Annotated in this window: 13 protein-coding genes and 5 pseudogenes; 3 read left to right on the top strand and 15 right to left on the bottom strand. The window is 63.6% G+C overall.

Annotation, left to right across the window (positions count from 1 at the left end; translation table 11 throughout):
• Positions 1-12 precede the first annotated feature (12 nt).
• The gene (locus ACF0H6_RS20225) at positions 13-1221 is read left to right on the top strand and encodes an MFS transporter (protein WP_395251210.1); all 1209 of its coding nucleotides are present in this window, start codon (positions 13-15) and stop codon (positions 1219-1221) included.
• Positions 1222-1266: 45 nt separating this feature from the next.
• Here ACF0H6_RS20225 and ACF0H6_RS20220 read toward each other — a convergent pair whose 3' ends face one another.
• The 5 genes and pseudogenes from ACF0H6_RS20220 to infC form a co-directional block, all read right to left on the bottom strand.
• Positions 1267-2184, bottom strand: coding sequence for a cation diffusion facilitator family transporter (locus ACF0H6_RS20220; RefSeq protein WP_395251209.1), 918 nt, complete (start codon positions 2182-2184; stop codon positions 1267-1269).
• Between the two features lie 42 nt (positions 2185-2226).
• A pseudogene (locus ACF0H6_RS20215) lies at positions 2227-3124 on the bottom strand (TrmH family RNA methyltransferase).
• A gap of 53 nt (positions 3125-3177) precedes the next feature.
• The gene (gene rplT, locus ACF0H6_RS20210) at positions 3178-3684 is read right to left on the bottom strand and encodes a 50S ribosomal protein L20 (protein ID WP_395251208.1); all 507 of its coding nucleotides are present in this window, start codon (positions 3682-3684) and stop codon (positions 3178-3180) included.
• 117 nt (positions 3685-3801) lie between these two features.
• Positions 3802-3996 carry a 50S ribosomal protein L35 gene (gene rpmI, locus ACF0H6_RS20205; protein WP_395251207.1) on the bottom strand — a complete coding sequence of 65 codons (195 nt, stop codon included), beginning with the start codon at positions 3994-3996 and terminating at the stop codon, positions 3802-3804.
• Between the two features lie 113 nt (positions 3997-4109).
• On the bottom strand, positions 4110-5186 hold the full coding sequence (infC, locus tag ACF0H6_RS20200; RefSeq protein WP_395251206.1) for a translation initiation factor IF-3: 1077 nt from the start codon (positions 5184-5186) through the stop codon (positions 4110-4112).
• Between the two features lie 380 nt (positions 5187-5566).
• Between infC and ACF0H6_RS20195 the strand changes: the two genes are divergently transcribed.
• Positions 5567-5953 (top strand): DUF1844 domain-containing protein, encoded by a 387-nt coding sequence (locus ACF0H6_RS20195; protein WP_395251205.1) that lies wholly within the window; start codon positions 5567-5569, stop codon positions 5951-5953.
• Between the two features lie 119 nt (positions 5954-6072).
• On the opposite strand, the pseudogene ACF0H6_RS20190 reads toward ACF0H6_RS20195, so the two are convergent.
• The 8 genes and pseudogenes from ACF0H6_RS20190 to ACF0H6_RS20155 all read right to left on the bottom strand — a co-directional run bounded on the left by ACF0H6_RS20190 (position 6073) and on the right by ACF0H6_RS20155 (position 12246).
• Positions 6073-7408: pseudogene (locus tag ACF0H6_RS20190) on the bottom strand (MFS transporter).
• Between the two features lie 59 nt (positions 7409-7467).
• Positions 7468-8370: an SseB family protein gene (locus ACF0H6_RS20185; RefSeq protein WP_395251204.1), complete on the bottom strand. Its 903-nt coding sequence runs from the start codon at positions 8368-8370 to the stop codon at positions 7468-7470.
• The gene (gene priA / locus ACF0H6_RS20180) at positions 8370-9116 is read right to left on the bottom strand and encodes a bifunctional 1-(5-phosphoribosyl)-5-((5-phosphoribosylamino)methylideneamino)imidazole-4-carboxamide isomerase/phosphoribosylanthranilate isomerase PriA (RefSeq protein WP_395251203.1); all 747 of its coding nucleotides are present in this window, start codon (positions 9114-9116) and stop codon (positions 8370-8372) included. Before priA ends, ACF0H6_RS20185 begins: the two co-directional genes overlap by 1 nt.
• A 59-nt stretch (positions 9117-9175) precedes the next feature.
• Positions 9176-9334 (bottom strand): hypothetical protein, encoded by a 159-nt coding sequence (locus ACF0H6_RS20175; RefSeq protein WP_172465499.1) that lies wholly within the window; start codon positions 9332-9334, stop codon positions 9176-9178.
• A 1-nt stretch (position 9335) separates the two neighbouring features.
• Positions 9336-10077, bottom strand: a pseudogene (gene hisH / locus ACF0H6_RS20170) (imidazole glycerol phosphate synthase subunit HisH).
• Positions 10074-10700 (bottom strand): imidazoleglycerol-phosphate dehydratase HisB, encoded by a 627-nt coding sequence (hisB, locus tag ACF0H6_RS20165; RefSeq protein WP_395251202.1) that lies wholly within the window; start codon positions 10698-10700, stop codon positions 10074-10076. The pseudogene hisH and the gene hisB overlap by 4 nt, the downstream one beginning before the upstream one ends.
• Positions 10701-10743: 43 nt before the next feature.
• Positions 10744-11863: pseudogene (locus ACF0H6_RS20160) on the bottom strand (histidinol-phosphate transaminase).
• A 101-nt stretch (positions 11864-11964) separates the two neighbouring features.
• Complete coding sequence (locus ACF0H6_RS20155) at positions 11965-12246, bottom strand: LysM peptidoglycan-binding domain-containing protein (RefSeq protein ID WP_395251201.1); 282 nt, start codon at positions 12244-12246, stop codon at positions 11965-11967.
• A 448-nt stretch (positions 12247-12694) separates the two neighbouring features.
• Here ACF0H6_RS20155 and lexA point away from each other — a divergent pair, with 448 nt between their 5' ends.
• Positions 12695-13444 (top strand): transcriptional repressor LexA, encoded by a 750-nt coding sequence (gene lexA / locus ACF0H6_RS20150; protein WP_395251200.1) that lies wholly within the window; start codon positions 12695-12697, stop codon positions 13442-13444.
• A 43-nt stretch (positions 13445-13487) separates the two neighbouring features.
• Here the strand turns inward: lexA and ACF0H6_RS20145 are convergent, their stop codons facing one another.
• Together ACF0H6_RS20145 and hflX are read right to left on the bottom strand one after the other, a co-directional pair.
• Entirely contained in the window at positions 13488-15551 is a 2064-nt protein-coding gene (locus ACF0H6_RS20145) for an ATP-dependent DNA helicase (RefSeq protein WP_395251199.1), read from the bottom strand.
• A pseudogene (gene hflX, locus ACF0H6_RS20140) lies at positions 15544-17107 on the bottom strand (GTPase HflX). The gene ACF0H6_RS20145 and the pseudogene hflX overlap by 8 nt, the downstream one beginning before the upstream one ends.
• Positions 17108-17212: the final 105 nt, after the last annotated feature.

Below are 17212 nucleotides of genomic sequence, written 5' to 3'. Positions count from 1 at the left end.
AGAAACAGGACGATGACTACCACTGCAGTCGGCAAGACCTCCCAAAAGTCCGGAAACCGCCACGTGGCCCTTGCCATCGTTGCCCTTGCCATGGGCGGATTTGCCATCGGGACCACGGAATTCACCATGATGGGCCTGCTCAAGGAGATCGAACAGGGACTCAACATCAGCACTCCCGAGGCGGGTAACCTGATTTCCGCCTATGCGCTGGGCGTCGTGGTGGGAGCTCCAGTCTTCGCGGCTCTTGGCGCGCGGCTCCCCCGCAAGCACCTGGCCTTGGGACTCATGCTGTTCCTGTCCATCGCCAACCTCACGTCCTACGTCGCACCGGATTACGGAACGATGTTGATCACCAGGTTTGCCTCCGGACTGCCCCATGGCGCCTTCTTCGGCATCGCCGCAGTCATCGCGGCGAGCTTGGTAGCGCCCACCAAGCGTGGTTGGGCAATTTCGATGGTCATGGGCGGCCTTACCATCTCAAACGTCATCGGCGTTCCCGCGGCTACCTGGCTCGGCCAGACCTTCGGATGGCGGCTGCTCTTCGTGGTGGTCGGTGTCATCGGGGTGGCTACCAGTGTGCTGCTGTGGAAGTTCGTTCCCTTTGAACCCGCCCACCCCGAGGCAAGCATCCGGCGCGAGCTTGGTGCACTCAAGCGTATCCAGGTGTGGTTGGCACTGCTGATCGGCATCATCGGTTTCGGCGGCTTCTTTGCTACCTACACCTACATCTCCCACACCATGACATCCGTGGCCGGGCTGCCCCAGTCGTTCATCCCCCTGGTGGTCGCCCTCTACGGACTCGGCATGGTGGCAGGCAACATTGTCGGTGGCCGCATTGCCGACAAATCGGTCATGGGAACCATCTACCGAGTCCTCCCGGCCATCGCGTTGGCCCTGGTGCTCTACGCCATCGCGGCCCACTGGGTATGGTCGGCACTCATCATGGTCTTCATCGTGGGCGGCATCGGCTCCATGCTGGTTCCGCCCCTACAGACGCGGCTCCTCGATGCGTCACCGGACGCGCCGTCGCTGGCTTCTTCGCTCAACCATTCCGCGCTCAACGTCGCAAACGCCCTCGGGGCGTTCCTCGGCGGTGTTGTCATCGCCTGGGGATGGGGTTACGTGGCCCCGGCCCTCGTTGGCGCCGTGCTGGCAGTCTTGGGGCTCGGCGTCGCGAGCATCAGCGGCTGGCTGGAACGCAAGAAGCCGCTGGCTGCCTAACCCATCAGCGGGCTGGCAGCCAGCGGCTCCAAAAACGCCTTCTGCTCACACTTGCACGCGCTCCACGTCCGGTTCAAGGTAGATGACCCGGGCGATAGGCACAGCAGTGCGGATCCTGAGTTCGGCGTCGTCGATCGCCTTCGCAATTTCCTGTCCGGTATCCGCCGCACCCACGCTGATCTTCGCTGCGACCAGCAGCTCTTCCGGGCCCAGATGCAGGGTCTTCAGGTGAATGATGCGGGTGCCGTTGGACTCGATGGCTTCCGTAATGCGCGCGTTGTCCTCCTTGGTGGCCGATTCTCCCAGCAACAACGACTTGGTCTCCACGGCGAGCACCACAGCAATCGTCACAAGGAGGAGGCCGATCATCCCTGTTCCCGCGGCGTCCCAGATGCCGTTGCCGGTGACGAGCGTCAGGCTCACGCCGAACAACGCGAAAACGAGTCCAAGGAGGGCACCAAAGTCTTCCAGGAGGATCACCGGCAACTCGGGCTGTTTTGCGTTGCGGATGAACTTGATCCAGCTCTGGTTTCCGCGAAGAGGATTGGACTCGCGGATGGCTGTCCGGAACGAAAACGACTCGGCCACGATGGCGCCGAGTAGCACCGCCAGCGGTACCCACCAGAAGTCACCCTCAATGGCATGGGGGTGCTGGAACTTCCCCCAGGATTCGTACAGGGCGAAAAGGCCGCCCACGCTGAACAGCACAATCGAAACGATGAAAGCGTAAATGTACCGTTCCCGGCCATATCCGAACGGGTGCTCCGGGCTTGCCGCCCGTTGCGCCCGCTTCCCGCCGAGCAGCAGGAGCATCTGGTTGCCGGAGTCGGCAACCGAGTGGATCGCCTCAGCCAACATTGATGACGACATGGTCAGGACGAACGCCACGAATTTGAGCACGGCAATCGTCAGGTTTGCGGCGAGTGCCGCCACGATTGCCTTGGTACCGTTATGTGCTGCCACGGAAGCTCCACTTCTTCTTCAGATAGAGGGATGTGAGTGAATTCAGGAACGTTGTTGCGAGCGTGCGCTGGCGTAAAGGCAGACAGTTGCGGCTGTGCCGAGGTTCAAGCTTTCGGCCGAACCATAGACGGGCACTGCTACCCGATGGTCCGCAAGTGCCAGCTCGGCGTCCGAAAGTCCCTGCGCTTCATTGCCGAACAACCAAGCCGTGGGGGCCTCAAGTGCGTAGTCAGAGGGGACTTCCGAGGCTCCCAAGCGACGGGCCGCGTTCTCATCCTGAAGCTTGTCCAGGTTGAGGGTTCCGTAGCCATCCGCTGCCAGGATTCCGATGCCGCGTTCTTTGCACCGGGCCACGAGCTCCTCAACGTCCGCGCCCAGGACAACAGGCAGGTGGAAGAGCGATCCCGCAGTGGAACGGACAGCCTTCGGATTGTAGATATCGACGCTGGAAGCGGTCAGGACCACGGCATCCGCCCCGGCCGCATCGGCGGCCCGGAGCACCGTTCCGGCGTTGCCGGGGTCCCGCACCTGGCACATGACGGCGATCAGCCGCGGCCCGGCGTCGAGCACTGATTCAAGGCTCACGTCCACGAAACTGCAGACTGCCACAATCCCTTGGGGATTGACGGTGTCCGCCATCGCAGCCAGGACATCGTCATTCGCCAGCCTCAGCACCACGCCGTCTGCGAGGTCGGCAAGCTCCGGGAGACGAGTCCAGGCAGCTTTCGCTTGCGTAGACCTCGTGCACGACGCCGGACTCCCCCGCCGTCGCCCGTTCCCGGTGCAAGACCAGTGCTTCCCGGACCGCTTGGGGCCCTTCCGCCAGAAACCGGCCTCGCTTTAAACGGGCCGGGCGCCCGGCAAGCCTTGCGACATCCCTGACCCGATCAGCTCGGGGGTTGGACATCGGAGGTTCTTGCGGGCGCCCGGTTTCGTTCATATACAGAACTTTAGTGGCTATTGCCACCGTCCCATGAACTGGGGGTTCGAGTGCTACTCGGCTGCGTCAGCGGCCGGCTTCTTTGCAGCCTTGGCCTTGGGTGCCTTTGCAGCAGGCTCTTCCTCGGAAACAGAAGCCTTGACGGCGGAGGTCGACTTCGCGGCCGGAGCAGCCTCGGCCTTGGCAGCCGGAGCGGAGGTGTCGGACGGCAGCGAGTCCTTGGCAACCTTGACCAGCGCGGCGAAAGCGTTGGCGTCAGAGACGGCCAGCTCTGCAAGCATGCGGCGGTCAACCTCGACCTCAGCGGCCTTCAGGCCCTGGATGAGGCGGTTGTAAGTAAGGCCGTTCGCGCGGGATGCAGCGTTGATGCGCTGGATCCAGAGGCGACGGAAGTCACCCTTCTTCTTGCGGCGATCGCCGTAGCTGTACACAAACGAGTGCAGCAGCTGCTCTTTTGCCTTGCGGTACAGGCGAGACCGCTGACCGCGGTAACCCTTGGCCCGTTCGAGGATAACCCGACGCTTCTTGTGGGCGTTTACCGCCCGCTTCACACGTGCCACGTGCGTACTCCTTCAACATTCTTATCCCAAGCTGCTACTGCCGGAATCCCGGCCGGCCTGAGAAGGCTTTGGTGTAGTCGGCGGCTACCGGACGGCAGCAACCAGAAAACTTGGAACTTAGACGCCGAGCATCTTCTTGATGACCTTGGCATCGCCCTTGAAGACGAGCTTGTCGCCGGCAAGGCGACGGGTCAGGGTGGAGGACTTGTGCTCCAGGTAGTGGCGGCGGTTGGCCTGCTGGCGCTTCAGCTTGCCGGTACCGGTCAGCTTGAAGCGCTTCTTAGCACCACTGTGGGTCTTCATCTTCGGCATGGGAACCGATCTCCTTACGTGTCTACAGACTGGTCTGCAGTTCTTTCGTACAGCCACCCGGTGGGGGTGACCGCTGCTTTCGTGCCGGGCGGAGGATGCCTCCTGCGGCGTGACTATTTGGTCTTGCGAGCCGCCGGCTTCGGAGCAGCCTTGGGGGCTGCCGGCCGAGCCGCAGGCTTGGGAACCGCAGGCTTGGCCATCGGCTTCGGCATTGGTACAACACCGGGCTTGGGGGCGGCCGGCACAACAGGCTTCGGAGCTGCCTGCGCCGGAGCCTTGACGGGCGCCGGAGCGGGTGCGGCAACCGGAGCCGCCTCAACTACGGGTGCTGCTTCAACTACGGGTGCTGCTTCAACGACAGGTGCTGCTTCAACTACGGGAGCTTCCTCAGCAACCGGAGCTTCTTCAACAGCGACTGTTTCCTCAGCAACCGGTGCCTCTTCAACAGCAACTGCTTCCTCAGCAACCGGTGCTTCTTCAACACGCGATTCTTCAACACGTGCCTCTTCAGCTTCGGCTACCTCAACGGATTCCGTCGAGGTCTCCTCGGCCTGAGTGTCCTCGGTCTGGCTCAGGAAGCCGGCCGGGAGCAGGTCCGCGAGGGACTGAGTCAAGGGAGCGTCCTCGCCCGAAACGTCGATCCGGCCTGCGGCCTTCGCTTCGTTCTGGGCCTTTGCTTCTGCACGCTGCGCCGCACGGCGGGCTTCGGCCTTGGCCTCAGCCTTGTTCTTCAGCGGGCCGATCACCATGACCATGTTGCGGCCATCGATGCGCGGGCTGGACTCGATCACGCCAACTTCGGCAACGTCCTCGGCGAAACGCTGCAACAGGCGGATGCCCATTTCGGGGCGCTGCTGCTCACGTCCGCGGAACTGGATCATGGCCTTCACCTTGTCACCGGCACCCAGGAAGCGAAGCGCGTGGCCGCGCTTGGTCTCGTAGTCGTGCGTGTCGATCTTCAGGCGGAAGCGGATTTCCTTCAGAACCGTGTTGGTCTGGTTCTTGCGGGCCTCACGGGCTTTGACAGCGGCTTCGTACTTGTACTTGCCGAAGTCCATCAGCTTGCACACCGGAGGCTTCGCCTGCGGTGCAACTTCAACGAGATCCAGATCAGCCTCGGCAGCAAGACGCAGGGCGTCCTCAATACGGACGATTCCTACCTGTTCGCCGGCAGGGCCGACCAAACGCACCTCGGGGACGCGGATACGCTCATTGATTCTTGGCTCGCTAATGTCAAAGCTCCTGTTGTTGTGATGAGTATTCCACCGGCAAATAGAGAAGGCCCCCAATTGCTGGCGCAATCGAAGGCCTCGAATGATCGGATGCAGCCCCTCAATGGAGGCGTTCGCACCATCCAAGGCTGACCTTGAAAGGTGTCCGACCAAGTACCCGGCAACTTACATCCCCGAAGGGAAACGGCTGACGCGGGTGGGAGAGAACTCCGCTTGCAAACTGAAAATCAATTCTACAGAAATCGGCCGCCAACCGCACATTAACGGTAGGTGGCCGAAGAACAGCATGAATCGATAGAAATGGCGACTTCCAGTCGGTCTGTGACAAGCTTACCAGCATGAGCACTTCAGACAGCAATTCCCCCGCCCACGAGCCCACGGACACTGACGCCGGGCTAGGCCAGCAGATCCGCGATATTTCGGAGGTTCCGGCTATTGAGGTCATCACCACTGGCGCTGTTCACCTCATGAGCGCGGCTGCGGTCAAGGTGGGCCTGGCCGACGATCCCGACGCCGAGGAGCTCAAGGACCTGGACGAAGCACGCAAACTGATCACCGCCCTGGCCGGACTGGTGACGGCCGCGGCGCCGGAAATCGGTTCGCAGCACGCCGGCCCGTTGCGCGATGGCCTGCGGTCCCTCCAGCTCGCCTTCCGCGAAGCTTCGCTGATCCCGGATGAGCCGGGCAAGGGCCCGGGTGAAAAGTTCACCGGCCCGGTCAACTGATCGGCCCGGTTAACTGAGCGGCCCGGCCAACTGACCCGGACCTGCTTATTAGACCGCGACGGCGGGCTGGCCTTCCGGCCGGCCCGCCGTCGTCGTACGCCGTCAGCTGAGGCGCAAACTCAGTTGACCGGATCCCCCGCATCGGCCTGCGCAATGGTCCCGATCCGGCGCCGACGGAGCTGAAGTACCAGTCCTGCCAGGCACAACACCACTCCCGCCGTTCCAATGGCCACGAATCCAGCCCATGGCCCCACGCCGTCGATGAAAACACCGGCCACAGGCGAACCAAAGGCCACCCCCGCGGTCAGAGCGGAACCGTACCAGCCCATTGCTTCTCCGCGCCGATCCTCATCCACGATGTCGGCCACCTTTTCGGACGCTGCTGACAGCACTGGCGCACAGAGCAAGCCTGGCAGCAAGGACAGCCAGGGCAAGAGTCCACGTGTCACCGGCAAAGCCCATGGGAATGGTCAGGGCTGCCATGCCGAGCAGGAACAGGATAGGCGAGACGGGCCTGTGCATGGCTCCGTAGATGAGTCCGCCGACCACTGAAGAGGCGCACCAGAAGAAGAAGACAATTCCGATCTCGCTCTGGTGCCCGCCACGCTGCAACACTGCGACGATTCCGACGTCGGTGCCGCTCAACACCATGCCCGATCCGGCGGCGACGGCGAATACCGCGGCCACCGCGGCAGTGAACCACGTGAAGTTCCTGGCTACTTTCCCCCGCAGCCCTAATAGATGTGAAGCAGGGGGTGCCATCTCCGACGCTGCTTCCTGGAGATGCGCGGGAGCCGACGCCACCACCGCTGCTTCGGCTGCATGGAGCTCGTCGGCGTCCCGATCAGCGGTTCGCCTCGCATCCAGGACATCATCGCTGCGGGTAGGCGGGTTGAACCATAGGAGGACAAGTCCGGCGACCGAGGTGCAAACGCCCACGATGGTCAGACCCAGGACCGTGAATCCACTCGTGGCGACGATTGCACCCACCGCGGGGCCGATCATGAAGACCAGTTCGGTGGCAATCGAGTCCAGTGCATAGGCGGACCGACGCTGATCACCATCGACAAGGACACCGAGGGACTGGCGGATGACGCTGAAGATCGGCAGGGTCAGCAGTCCCCCGACGAAAACAAGCGGCAGGATCCATTCGTAACTGACGTGCGGAACCACGGACCAAATAACCAGCTCTGACACCACCGAAGGAATGAGCGCCCGGCGCAGCCCGACGGTGTCCACGCGACGTCCCCGCCACGGAGCCCCCACGGCGATACCAATGGTGAATACAGCTGCGGCAGCGCCTGCCGCAGCATACCCCTTGCCCAAGGTCAGCACGATGTGCAAGGTGAGCAAAACGCCGGCCGCCGAGTGCGGTATACGGGCAACCATGCCCACGAGCAAGAGACGCCGCACGGACGTGATGGACAGCATCTCTCGGTAGAGAGCGAAATTCACGAGCTTACATCCTCTGTTCTGCCGACGGCAGGACAAGGACGTTCCCCCTGTGCCTTCGGCTACTGTGCCGCCCGCTGCAGGCTGACTTCGATGGAGTCAACCCGCTCGGCGAACAATTCGTTCTGCGCCCAATGTCCGTTCAGCGCGGTCACGAGATCCTGGACCCCTGCGGCGTCCAGGCCGTCTTCGAGGTACAGCACCACGCGCAATTCGGGTCCCGGTCCCCCGCCGGCCATCATCGAGCCGGCGGCGGTGTGCGAAGCCATCCCCGATCCCGGCTGGATCTCGAGACGGCGTACCACCGGGTATGTTCCCGCTAGGGATTTGAGAGCAGACTCCAGTTCACCATCAAGGTACGACGGCGTCCAGTCCCGCTGTTGTGCCAACGACCACATGGCTGGACGACGCACCACGAAGGTGACCTCCGAACCGGGATCCAGGACCAGGAGTTGGGCGCCCTCGGAAACCGCAGACAACGCGGCCCGGGCTGCGTAGACGGCGACCGGACGGGCCTCCGGGTGCCAAGCTTCCAGCGCGGCCGCGGAGGTGAAGAGCGGCATCGCGGTACGGCCATCGGGCGCCGTCAGCGTCACGAGTGCCATGTCGGCCTGTTTGTCGGCATGAAGGCCGTCCGCGCCTTCGGCTTCCTCTGCGAGCTGGGCCACCACCGGGACGAAGACCCTGGCGGTCGCCAAAGACGCAACGACCCCCGCTTCGCTTCCGGTGCCAGCCACGAGCGCATCGACGGCGGCGAGGTACCCGGCGTCGGCCGTTCCGTCGTCGTCCTCGAAATTATGGATCTTGGCCGCGTCTCCGCTCAAGTCCCGGGCCGCCCAGGTCTGACCGGCAGAATCGCCGGTTCCCCCGGCACCGGCCAAGGCTGCGGCGATGTGGCCGGGCAACTGCCGGGCCCCCGGAGCCGGAGCCTTGTCAGCGGCCGGGAACTGTGGATCGTGGGACATCAGCGGCGTCCGGCGACGTCCAGCGCTTCCGGGAGCGTGAAGGCACCGGCGTACAGCGCCTTGCCGACAATCGCTCCCTCAACGCCGAGCGGCACGAGTTCGCGCAGCACACGCAGGTCTTCCAAGCTGGAGATGCCACCGGACGCGACCACCGGCTTGCCGGTTTTTTCCACCATCTGGCGCAGCAATTCGACATTGGGGCCCTGCAGCGTTCCGTCCTTCGTGACGTCAGTGACCACATAGCGGGCACAGCCAGCGTCCTCAAGACGGGCCAGGACCTCCCAGAGATCCCCGCCCTCCTTGGTCCAGCCGCGTCCCGCGAGCGTCGTGCCGCGGACGTCGAGTCCGACGGCGATCTTGTCACCGAAGCGGTCGATGGCCCGGCGGGTCCATTCCGGGTTCTCGAGGGCTGCAGTGCCGAGGTTTACACGGGCAACGCCGAGCTCGAGCGCACGCTCGAGCGACTCGTCATCGCGCAATCCGCCGGAGAGCTCCACCTTGACGCCCAGCTGCGAAACGACCTCACTGATGAGGTCCGCGTTGTTGCCGCGGCCGAAAGCAGCGTCCAGGTCCACCATGTGCACCCACTCGGCTCCGGCGTTCTGCCAGTTGAGGGCAGCTTCAAGCGGGGTGCCGTAACTGGTCTCCGAGCCGGCTTCACCCTGAAGGAGACGGACGGCCTGACCGTCCACGATGTCGACGGCGGGCAGGAGTTCCAGAACGGGTAGTTCGGAGGGGGTGGTCATTGAAGTCCTCGGTGTTGTGGGGACGGGCGTGAGTTGCCCGGCAAGTTATTACGCAGGCGCTATTTGGCAGGCAACGTGAAGAGGTAGGCCGCCAGCAGTGCAAGGCCAGCGAGTACGTAGAACGAGATGGAGACCCAGGCGGGACGTTTCTGCTGGTGGAAGGAGATGCCCCCACCCACCAAAAGACCGGCCGCGCCCATGAAAATTACGGACCACATTTTAAGCAGCTCCAGACTCGGGGGCCTGAGACTGCGGACGCAGGCTCTCGACCCAGTTGCGCAGGAGGCGGGCTCCGGCGTCGCCCGATTTCTCGGGATGGAATTGCGTGGCGCACAGCGGACCGTTTTCCACGGCGGCGATGAAGGGGGCACCGTGCTCGGACCACGTCACCTTCGGCGGCGCCATGCGGGGTTGGACCACATCGAACTCCCACTTCTGCACTCCGTACGAGTGCACAAAGTAGAAGCGTTCGTGCTCTACGCCGGCGAACAGCTTTGATCCTTCCGGAACGTCCACGGTGTTCCAGCCCATGTGCGGGACGACGCTGGCGGGAAGGAGTTCCACCTTCCCGGGCCATTCGCCCATGCCTTCGGCCTCGGTTCCGTGCTCCACGCCTGCCTCGAACAACACCTGCAGGCCAACGCAGATACCCAGGAACGGGCCGGCCGCCGGCAACGCGCCGGCCGATCATCCGGATGGCGTCCACGGCTTTGAGCTCGCGCATGACCGTTTCGAACGCGCCAACGCCGGGGACAAGAAGGCCATCGGCGTTCAGGACGTCCTCAGGCTTGGCGCTCAGCGTGACATCCGCTCCGGCCCGTTCCAGCGCCCGAACGGCAGACCGGACATTGCCCGAGCCGTAGTCCAGGACGGTTACCGTCGGCTTCCCTTCAGGGGAGACAATCCGGCTGGCAGCCTTCGGGTCGACGATGGCGCCGTCCTTGAGGATATGGGTACTCACAGAGCACCCTTCGTGGACGGAATGCCCTCGACGCGGGGATCGGACTCGACGGCGGAACGCAGGGCACGCGCGAAGGCCTTGAACTGGGCCTCCACGATGTGGTGCGGGTCCCGGCCGGCCAGGACGTTCATGTGGAGGCAAATCCCGGCGTGCAGGGTGATGGCCTCAAAGACGTGGCGGGTCAGCGAACCGGTGAAGTGTCCACCGATCAGGTGGTACTCCTGGCCGGCGGGCTCACCGCTGTGGACCAGGTACGGACGCCCGGAAACATCGACGACGGCATGGGCCAGGGCTTCATCCAGCGGGACGGTGGCCTCGCCGAAGCGGCGTATGCCGGCCTTGTTGCCCAGGGCCGTACGCAGGACCTCACCGAACGTGATGGCGACGTCTTCCACCGTGTGGTGGGCGTCAATGTGCGTGTCTCCGGTGGCCTTGACTGTCATGTCGATGAGCGAGTGCTTGCAGAGCGCCGTCAGCATGTGGTCATAGAACGGCACCGACGTGCTGATATCCGAGACGCCCGTGCCGTCGAGGTTGATTTCAACCAGGACAGAGGACTCGCTGGTGGTCCGTTCCATGCGTGCAGTCCGTGCGGCCGCCGTGCCGGCGCCGTTTTCGCTCATTGAGATGTCCTTAGGAGGAAGGAGTGGTGGGTCTGGATCAAGTCTAGGCCGGTGCGGAGACCTGGCCGTCCAGCAAGGCTTCGAGGGCCTCAAGGAAGGCTGTGGTCTCCGGTTCGGTGCCGGCCGTGACTCTGAGGTGGCCCGGGATCCCGACGTCGCGAATCAGGACTCCCCGCTCCAGCAGGCCTTGCCAGAGCTCGTGGGGATTCGTGATTCCACCGAAGAACACGTAGTTGGAATCCGACGCCGCCGGCTTGAAGCCCATACGGGCCAATTCACTGACAATGCGGTCCCGTTGGACTTTGATGTCCTCGACGTCGGCCATGAGGGCCTCACGGTGCCGGAGTGCGGCAAGCGCGGTCGCCTGGGTGATGGCCGAAAGGTGGTACGGAAGACGGACCCAGGCGGATGGCATCGGCCACTTCGGGGGCCGCTGCCATGTAGCCGATGCGTGCACCGGCGAGGGCGAAGGCTTTACTCATGGTCCGGGAGACGATGAGGCGCTCACGGCCAGGAAGCAGCGTCAACGCACTTGGAGTGTTGTCGTGGGCAAACTCGTGATAGGCCTCGTCCACGATCACCACCGTCTGGCTTGCTTCTCCGGCCTCGTAGACCGCTTCGACCACGTCCAGGCCAAGTCCCGTTCCTGTGGGGTTGTTCGGCGAGCACAGGAACACCACATTCGGCTGGAGATCGCGAACCTGCGCAGCGGCGGAGGCGGCATCGAGTCCATAGTCTTCCGCGCGGACTCCGGCGATGTAGGCCGTGTCTGTTCCGCTGGCCAACAAGGGGTACATGGAGTACGTGGGAGGGAACCCGAGCGCGGTCCTGCCGGGGCCACCGAAGACCTGGAGGATCTGTTGGAGTACCTCGTTGGAGCCGTTGGCTGCCCAGATGTTCTCGGCAGCAAGACCGTGGCCGAGGTACTCAGCGAGGGCCTCGCGCAACTCGGTGAACTCGCGGTCAGGGTAGCGGTTCAGTCCGGTGGCAGCAGCCGCCACGGCCTCGGTGATGGCCGCCTGGACATCAGCCGGTACACCATGGGTGTTTTCATTGACGTTGAGCAAAATCGGCACATCAAGCTGCGGCGCGCCATACGGGCTGAGGCCGCGGAGGTTGGTCCGGAGGGGAAGTCGGTCAAGTCGCTCAAACTGGTCACTCACCATGCCAGTTTAAGGTGCCGCGGCGGATGCCCCGAAACTGTGACGGCGCGGGACGCCCGGCTGATTCGCTCACGGCTACGGTCAAGCCCTCAAGATTGCTGCTACGGGGCCGGAACGAACAGCTGCTGGCCGGGTACGATGCGACCGTCTTGGAGGTTGTTCAGCTGGACAATCTCGGCCACGACGTCACGCGGATCCCGGGAAGGCGCGGCGGTTCCGGCGATCCCCCACAGCGACTGGCCCGATTGCACCGTAACGCTGGTAGTGGAGGTGGGCTGCAGCTCTGCCGCTGAATCAGCGGCTTTGGCGGGCGAGTTCAGGAACCCCGCCACGCTGAGCAGTGCTGCGACCAAGAGGATTGCAGGAACCCCGAAGAAGACCATTCGGCCCCTAAGGGTCAACCGAAGCCCTGGCCGGTGACGCCTTGCGGCCGGGTGCGTGGATGGTGGTGATTGCGGACATGAGCTGAGCCCTTCTGAACAAATGCCACGTTCCGGAACCTCTGGAGTGCGGCTGCCAATTCTTGCTTTCAGTCAGTGCCGGCAGGCCTGCCGTTCGTCAGTGTCTTCGAACAATTCGAAGGAACACCCCGGCCTGCAACACTTATTTAGAACACATATTCGAATCTTGCTAAGACATTTTTAGCACTTATCAACGAACGGTGTCGAGACTCGCTAGAACAAATGTTTGATAAACGCCTGCGCCTGCCCTACGTTTGAGTGAAGAAACGAGCACTAAATCAGTGCAACAGGAGGGTCTGACATTTCAGGCCAGTAGTCCCGGCAAGCGCCCCCGGCGCGGATCGGGCGGAACGGAAGGGCGTTGGCGAACATGGCAGCGAAAGCCACTGGCAACGGGTCGGCGTCACCGCGGAGCCAGCAGCCGCAGAAGGCTCCCAAGAGCCTTACCGTCCGCCAGAAGAAGATCCTGGAGACGATCCAGCGCTCCGTAAACGATCACGGATATCCGCCGTCGATGCGGGAAATCGGAGATACCGTTGGCTTGGCCAGCTTGTCCAGCGTCACGCACCAGTTGTCCCAGCTCGAAAAGCTCGGTTACCTCCGTCGCGATCCCAAGCGCCCGCGTGCAATGGAGGTGCTCATGCCGTTGACGCTGGATGGCGGCTCCCCGATTCCCGGCGTTGAAGCACCCACGAAGCTTCGCAGCACCGGGGGCCTTGCCGTCACCGAGCTCGCCAGCGCCAGCGACACAGCCATGGTTCCCCTTGTTGGCCGCATTGCTGCCGGTGGACCCATCTTGGCGGACCAGACGGTTGAGGACGTCCTGCCCCTGCCCCGCCAGCTGGTAGGCCACGGGGAGCTCTTCATGCTGAAGGTAGCCGGTGACTCCATGATCGACGCCGCCATCTGCGACGGGGACTGGGTGGTGGTACGTCGGCAAAACGATGCCATCAACGGGGACATCGTCGCTGCCCTCCTGGATGACGAAGCCACGGTGAAAACCTTCCGGCAGCGAGATGGCCACACGTGGCTGCTTCCCCAGAACACCCAGTACGAACCCATTCTTGGCGACCACGCCACGATCATGGGTAAGGTCGTTTCGGTTCTGCGCTCGCTCTAGGCGCGGCACGCTTAGGCGCAGCCAGCTTTAGGAGGACTCCGCGTTAAGCCGTGGCCGAGTCGGAGTACAGCCGCTCCAGTGCCCCGCGGACCACCGAACGGTCAGTCGTTGCCCAGAAGGGCGGCAAGGCCGCGCGAAGGAAGTTGCCGTAGCGCTCCGTCGAAAGCCTCGAATCCAGAACTGCCACCACGCCTTTGTCTCCCGTTGAGCGGATCAGGCGGCCTGCACCCTGGGCAAGCCGGATGGCAGCGTGCGTCGCGGAAACAGCCATGAACCCGTTGCCTCCTGCCTGCGCCACTGCCCGGGACCGCGCGTTCATCAGAGGATCATCGGGACGCGGGAACGGAATCCGGTCGATCACCACGAGCCGGCAGGAACCGCCCGGAACGTCGACGCCCTGCCAAAGGGACATGGTGCCGAACAGGCAGGTGTCTTCCTCCTCGGCGAACTGCCGGACCAACGCCGCCATGGTTGATTCACCTTGGCACAGAATGTCGACGTCCAGGCGGGACCGCATGGCTTCAGCGGCTTCTTCGGCTGCGCGTCGGGAGGAAAAGAGGCAGAGGGCTCCGCCATGGGAGGCCTTGATGAGCTCTTCAAGTTCGTCGAGTGCTTCGGGAGAAGTGCCGCGCCCGGGCTTGGGCAAGTGCCTGGCGACGTACAGCATTCCCTGCTTGGGGTAGTCGAAGGGCGAGCCGACATCCACGCCCGTCCAGCTGGGTGCGCCTTGGCCAGTCAGGCCCAGTCCTCCGGCTGTGGCCTCGAATGCAGAGCCAATAGCCAAGGTGGCAGATGTCAACACCACGGTATGGCCCGCGAAGAGCCCCTCCCGGAGGCGACCGGCAACGCTGAGCGGCGCGATATTGATGAGCGCAGGCGAATCCTCGTCAGGCGCTGTGTAGCCCTGCTGCGGATCAAAGGTACTGTTCCGGGAAAACCATATGACTTCCCGGTTTTCGCGGGCGGAAATCAGCCGTTCGCACAGTTCCAAAATCAACATCAACCGTGAGCGCGCAAGCTGGCGTCCGCCGTCGACCGCGTTGGACGAATCCCCCTTTGAATCCGAAAGCGCTGCGCGGCAGGCTTCCCGGAGCTGGTCCACGCAATCAAGTTGTTCGTCATTGAGCCCATTGGGCAAGAGACCGGACGGCGCGCCGGCAATCGCAAGGTCGAGTCCGTCCGCCGCAGCATTCAGAGCGTCGACGGTAATCGCGGTGTGCTTGCGGGCGCTGGAGGCTGCGGCGTGGATCATCGCTACGGACAGTTGGCCGGAAACCGCGCCCGTGACGCGATCCTGAAGCTCGTGCGCTTCGTCCACCACCACGACGTCGTATTCGGGCAGCACGGCCAGGCCCTCGAAGGCGCTGACGGCGAGCATCGCATGGTTGGTGACAACGACGTCGGACTCCGCGGCGCGGTGGCGGGCCAATTCGCTGAAGCATTCCTCCGCCATGGGACACTTCTGCGCCCCGAGGCACTCCATCGACGTGACGGATACCTGGCGCCAGGCCCGATCCGTGACGCCCGGCATGAGTTCGTCGCGGTCACCCGTCGCGGTCTTCCCGGCCCACTCCCGCAGCCTCAACACTTCTTTGCCGAGCTGAGAGGCCGGCCCTCCGATTGATATGGCGAGATGCGGCACACTCGTGTCCTCGCCGAGGGAGAACAGCTGCCCCTCGGCAGGCTCCTCGCTGGGAAAACCGCCCTCCACCTTGTGGCGGCACACATAGTTGGCCCGGCCCTTCACCAAAGCGACGCTCACCGGGCGTTCCAGTTCCGGGGTGATCGCTTCCAGGAGGCGAGGAAGATCGCGGCCCACAATCTGGGTCTGCAGCGCCAAGGTAGCCGTGGACACGAGCGTCGGCTTGTTGCTTTTCATCGCGTGCGCGATGAGCGGAATCAAGTACGCCAGGGACTTGCCCGTGCCCGTTCCCGCCTGGACCAGAAGGTGCTCACCGGTCTCAATGGCCCGTGCCACGTGTTTTGCCATTTGGTGCTGGCCTGCGCGGTTTTGCCCGCCCATGCCGGCAACGGCCCTGTCCAGGAGTTCGAGGGCAGCCCGTTCCTCAGCGGTTTCGCCGCGTTCCCCCACCTCAGCTTCAGCCATTGTTGACGAACGACTCCAGCTCGGCTGCGAGGTGCTCATGGACCATGGCCACCACGCGAGTGCCTTCCTCCTCATGCTCAAGGCTCAGGATTTCGGCGTCGGTGTTGTGCAGTTTGTTGATGAGTTCGCCGCGGCTGTAAGGAATCAGGACCTCAAGACGCACGCCAGGACGCGGAATTGCGGTGCTGATGGCTCCGAGCAGCTCGGCAATACCCTGACCCGTGCGGGTGGAAACCACCACATGGCGGGGTTCTTTCTGCTTAAGCCGCTCGATGACAAACGGGTCCGCGGCATCTGCTTTGTTCAGGACGATGATTTCCGGAATCTTCCGGGCATCCACCTCACTGAACACGGTGCGGACGGCCGCGATCTGGCCTTCGGGGTCAGGATGCGAGGCGTCCACAACATGGAGGATCAAATCTGCATCGGCAACCTCCTCCAGAGTGGAGCGGAAGGCCTCCACGAGCTGCGTGGGCAGGGAACGGACGAAGCCCACGGTGTCCGAGAGCGTGTAGCCAATCCCGTCCGGAGTCTGGGCCTTGCGGACGGTGGGATCCAACGTGGCGAACAAGGCGTTCTCCACGAGAACCCCTGCGTCCGTCAGGCGGTTGAGCAGGGACGACTTTCCAGCGTTGGTGTAGCCGGCGATGGCGACCGAAGGAACCGCATTGCGACGGCGGTTGGCCCGCTTGGTCTCGCGGGCTGGCTTCATCGCAGCGATTTCACGCCGCAGTTTAGCCATCCGGGTCCGGATTCGACGGCGGTCCAGTTCGATCTTGGTTTCACCGGGACCGCGCGAACCCATGCCGGCGCCAGCGCCGCCCACCTGGCCACCGGCCTGACGGGACATGGAATCGCCCCAGCCACGCAGGCGCGGCAAGAGGTATTCCAGCTGGGCCAGCTCAACCTGGGCCTTGCCTTCTCGGCTCTTCGCGTGCTGCGCGAAGATATCGAGGATCAAAGTAGTACGGTCCACCACCTTGACCTTGACGATGTCCTCGAGGCCACGGCGCTGGGATGGTGCCAGCTCGGCGTCGATCACCACGGTGTCAGCGCCGGTGGACAAGACGATGTCCTTGAGCTCCAGGGCCTTTCCCGAGCCGAGGAAGGTCCCAGGGTCCGGCTTCACGCGGCGCTGGACGAGGCCGTCCAGGACCTCAGAGCCAGCCGTCTCGGCCAGAGCCGCGAGTTCCCTCAAGGAGTTCTCGGCGTCAGCCAAGGTCCCTTCGGTCCAGAGACCCGCCAGGACCACGCGCTCAAGGCGCAGCTGCCGGTATTCAACCTCGGTGACGTCTTCAAGTTCCGTGGACAGCCCGGCCGTGCGGCGGAGAGCCCTGCGATCGGCCAGGTCCTTCCTGCTCGCCGTCGTAAATGCTGTGTTCTTCGTCCAAGCGGGAAATCGCCTGGGCTTTGCCAAACACGCCCCTCGATTCGTCGCGTTCCTGCTCCATGGCAGGTGCATCCTTGGAGAGAATCCGGTCGATGACAGCCTGGATTTGTTCAGGACTCATGTCCTGGGCGTCGGAATCGGGTCCGGTGTTCTTCTGCGTGGTCATGGTCTCCTTTAAGGGTTCGGCATATCCAGAATAGTGCCGATCGGGGTTTTGTGGCGCGGAATTCGCGCAGGGCTGATGCCTGGCTGTTAAACTTCTGCAGCGCAG

The organism is Arthrobacter sp. NA-172 (genome assembly GCF_043952055.1).
Classification (GTDB): domain Bacteria; phylum Actinomycetota; class Actinomycetes; order Actinomycetales; family Micrococcaceae; genus Arthrobacter.
The sequence above is the reverse complement of the archived record's forward strand: the minus strand, read 5'-3'. Positions and strand labels throughout refer to the sequence as shown.

What these genes read in the sequence shown, in the direction of transcription:
- rpmI (WP_395251207.1), bottom strand. Translation starts at nt 3,996, where the DNA reads ATGCCGAAGATGAAGACCCACAGTGGTGCTAAGAAGCGCTTCAAGCTG.
- priA (WP_395251203.1), bottom strand. Translation starts at nt 9,116, where the DNA reads ATGACCACCCCCTCCGAACTACCCGTTCTGGAACTCCTGCCCGCCGTC.
- ACF0H6_RS20155 (WP_395251201.1), bottom strand. Translation starts at nt 12,246, where the DNA reads ATGGTCTTCTTCGGGGTTCCTGCAATCCTCTTGGTCGCAGCACTGCTC.
- ACF0H6_RS20175 (WP_172465499.1), bottom strand. Translation starts at nt 9,334, where the DNA reads ATGTGGTCCGTAATTTTCATGGGCGCGGCCGGTCTTTTGGTGGGTGGG.
- hisB (WP_395251202.1), bottom strand. Translation starts at nt 10,700, where the DNA reads ATGAGCGAAAACGGCGCCGGCACGGCGGCCGCACGGACTGCACGCATG.
- ACF0H6_RS20195 (WP_395251205.1), top strand. Translation starts at nt 5,567, where the DNA reads ATGAGCACTTCAGACAGCAATTCCCCCGCCCACGAGCCCACGGACACT.
- lexA (WP_395251200.1), top strand. Translation starts at nt 12,695, where the DNA reads ATGGCAGCGAAAGCCACTGGCAACGGGTCGGCGTCACCGCGGAGCCAG.
- ACF0H6_RS20185 (WP_395251204.1), bottom strand. Translation starts at nt 8,370, where the DNA reads ATGTCCCACGATCCACAGTTCCCGGCCGCTGACAAGGCTCCGGCTCCG.
- ACF0H6_RS20145 (WP_395251199.1), bottom strand. Translation starts at nt 15,551, where the DNA reads ATGGCTGAAGCTGAGGTGGGGGAACGCGGCGAAACCGCTGAGGAACGG.
- ACF0H6_RS20225 (WP_395251210.1), top strand. Translation starts at nt 13, where the DNA reads ATGACTACCACTGCAGTCGGCAAGACCTCCCAAAAGTCCGGAAACCGC.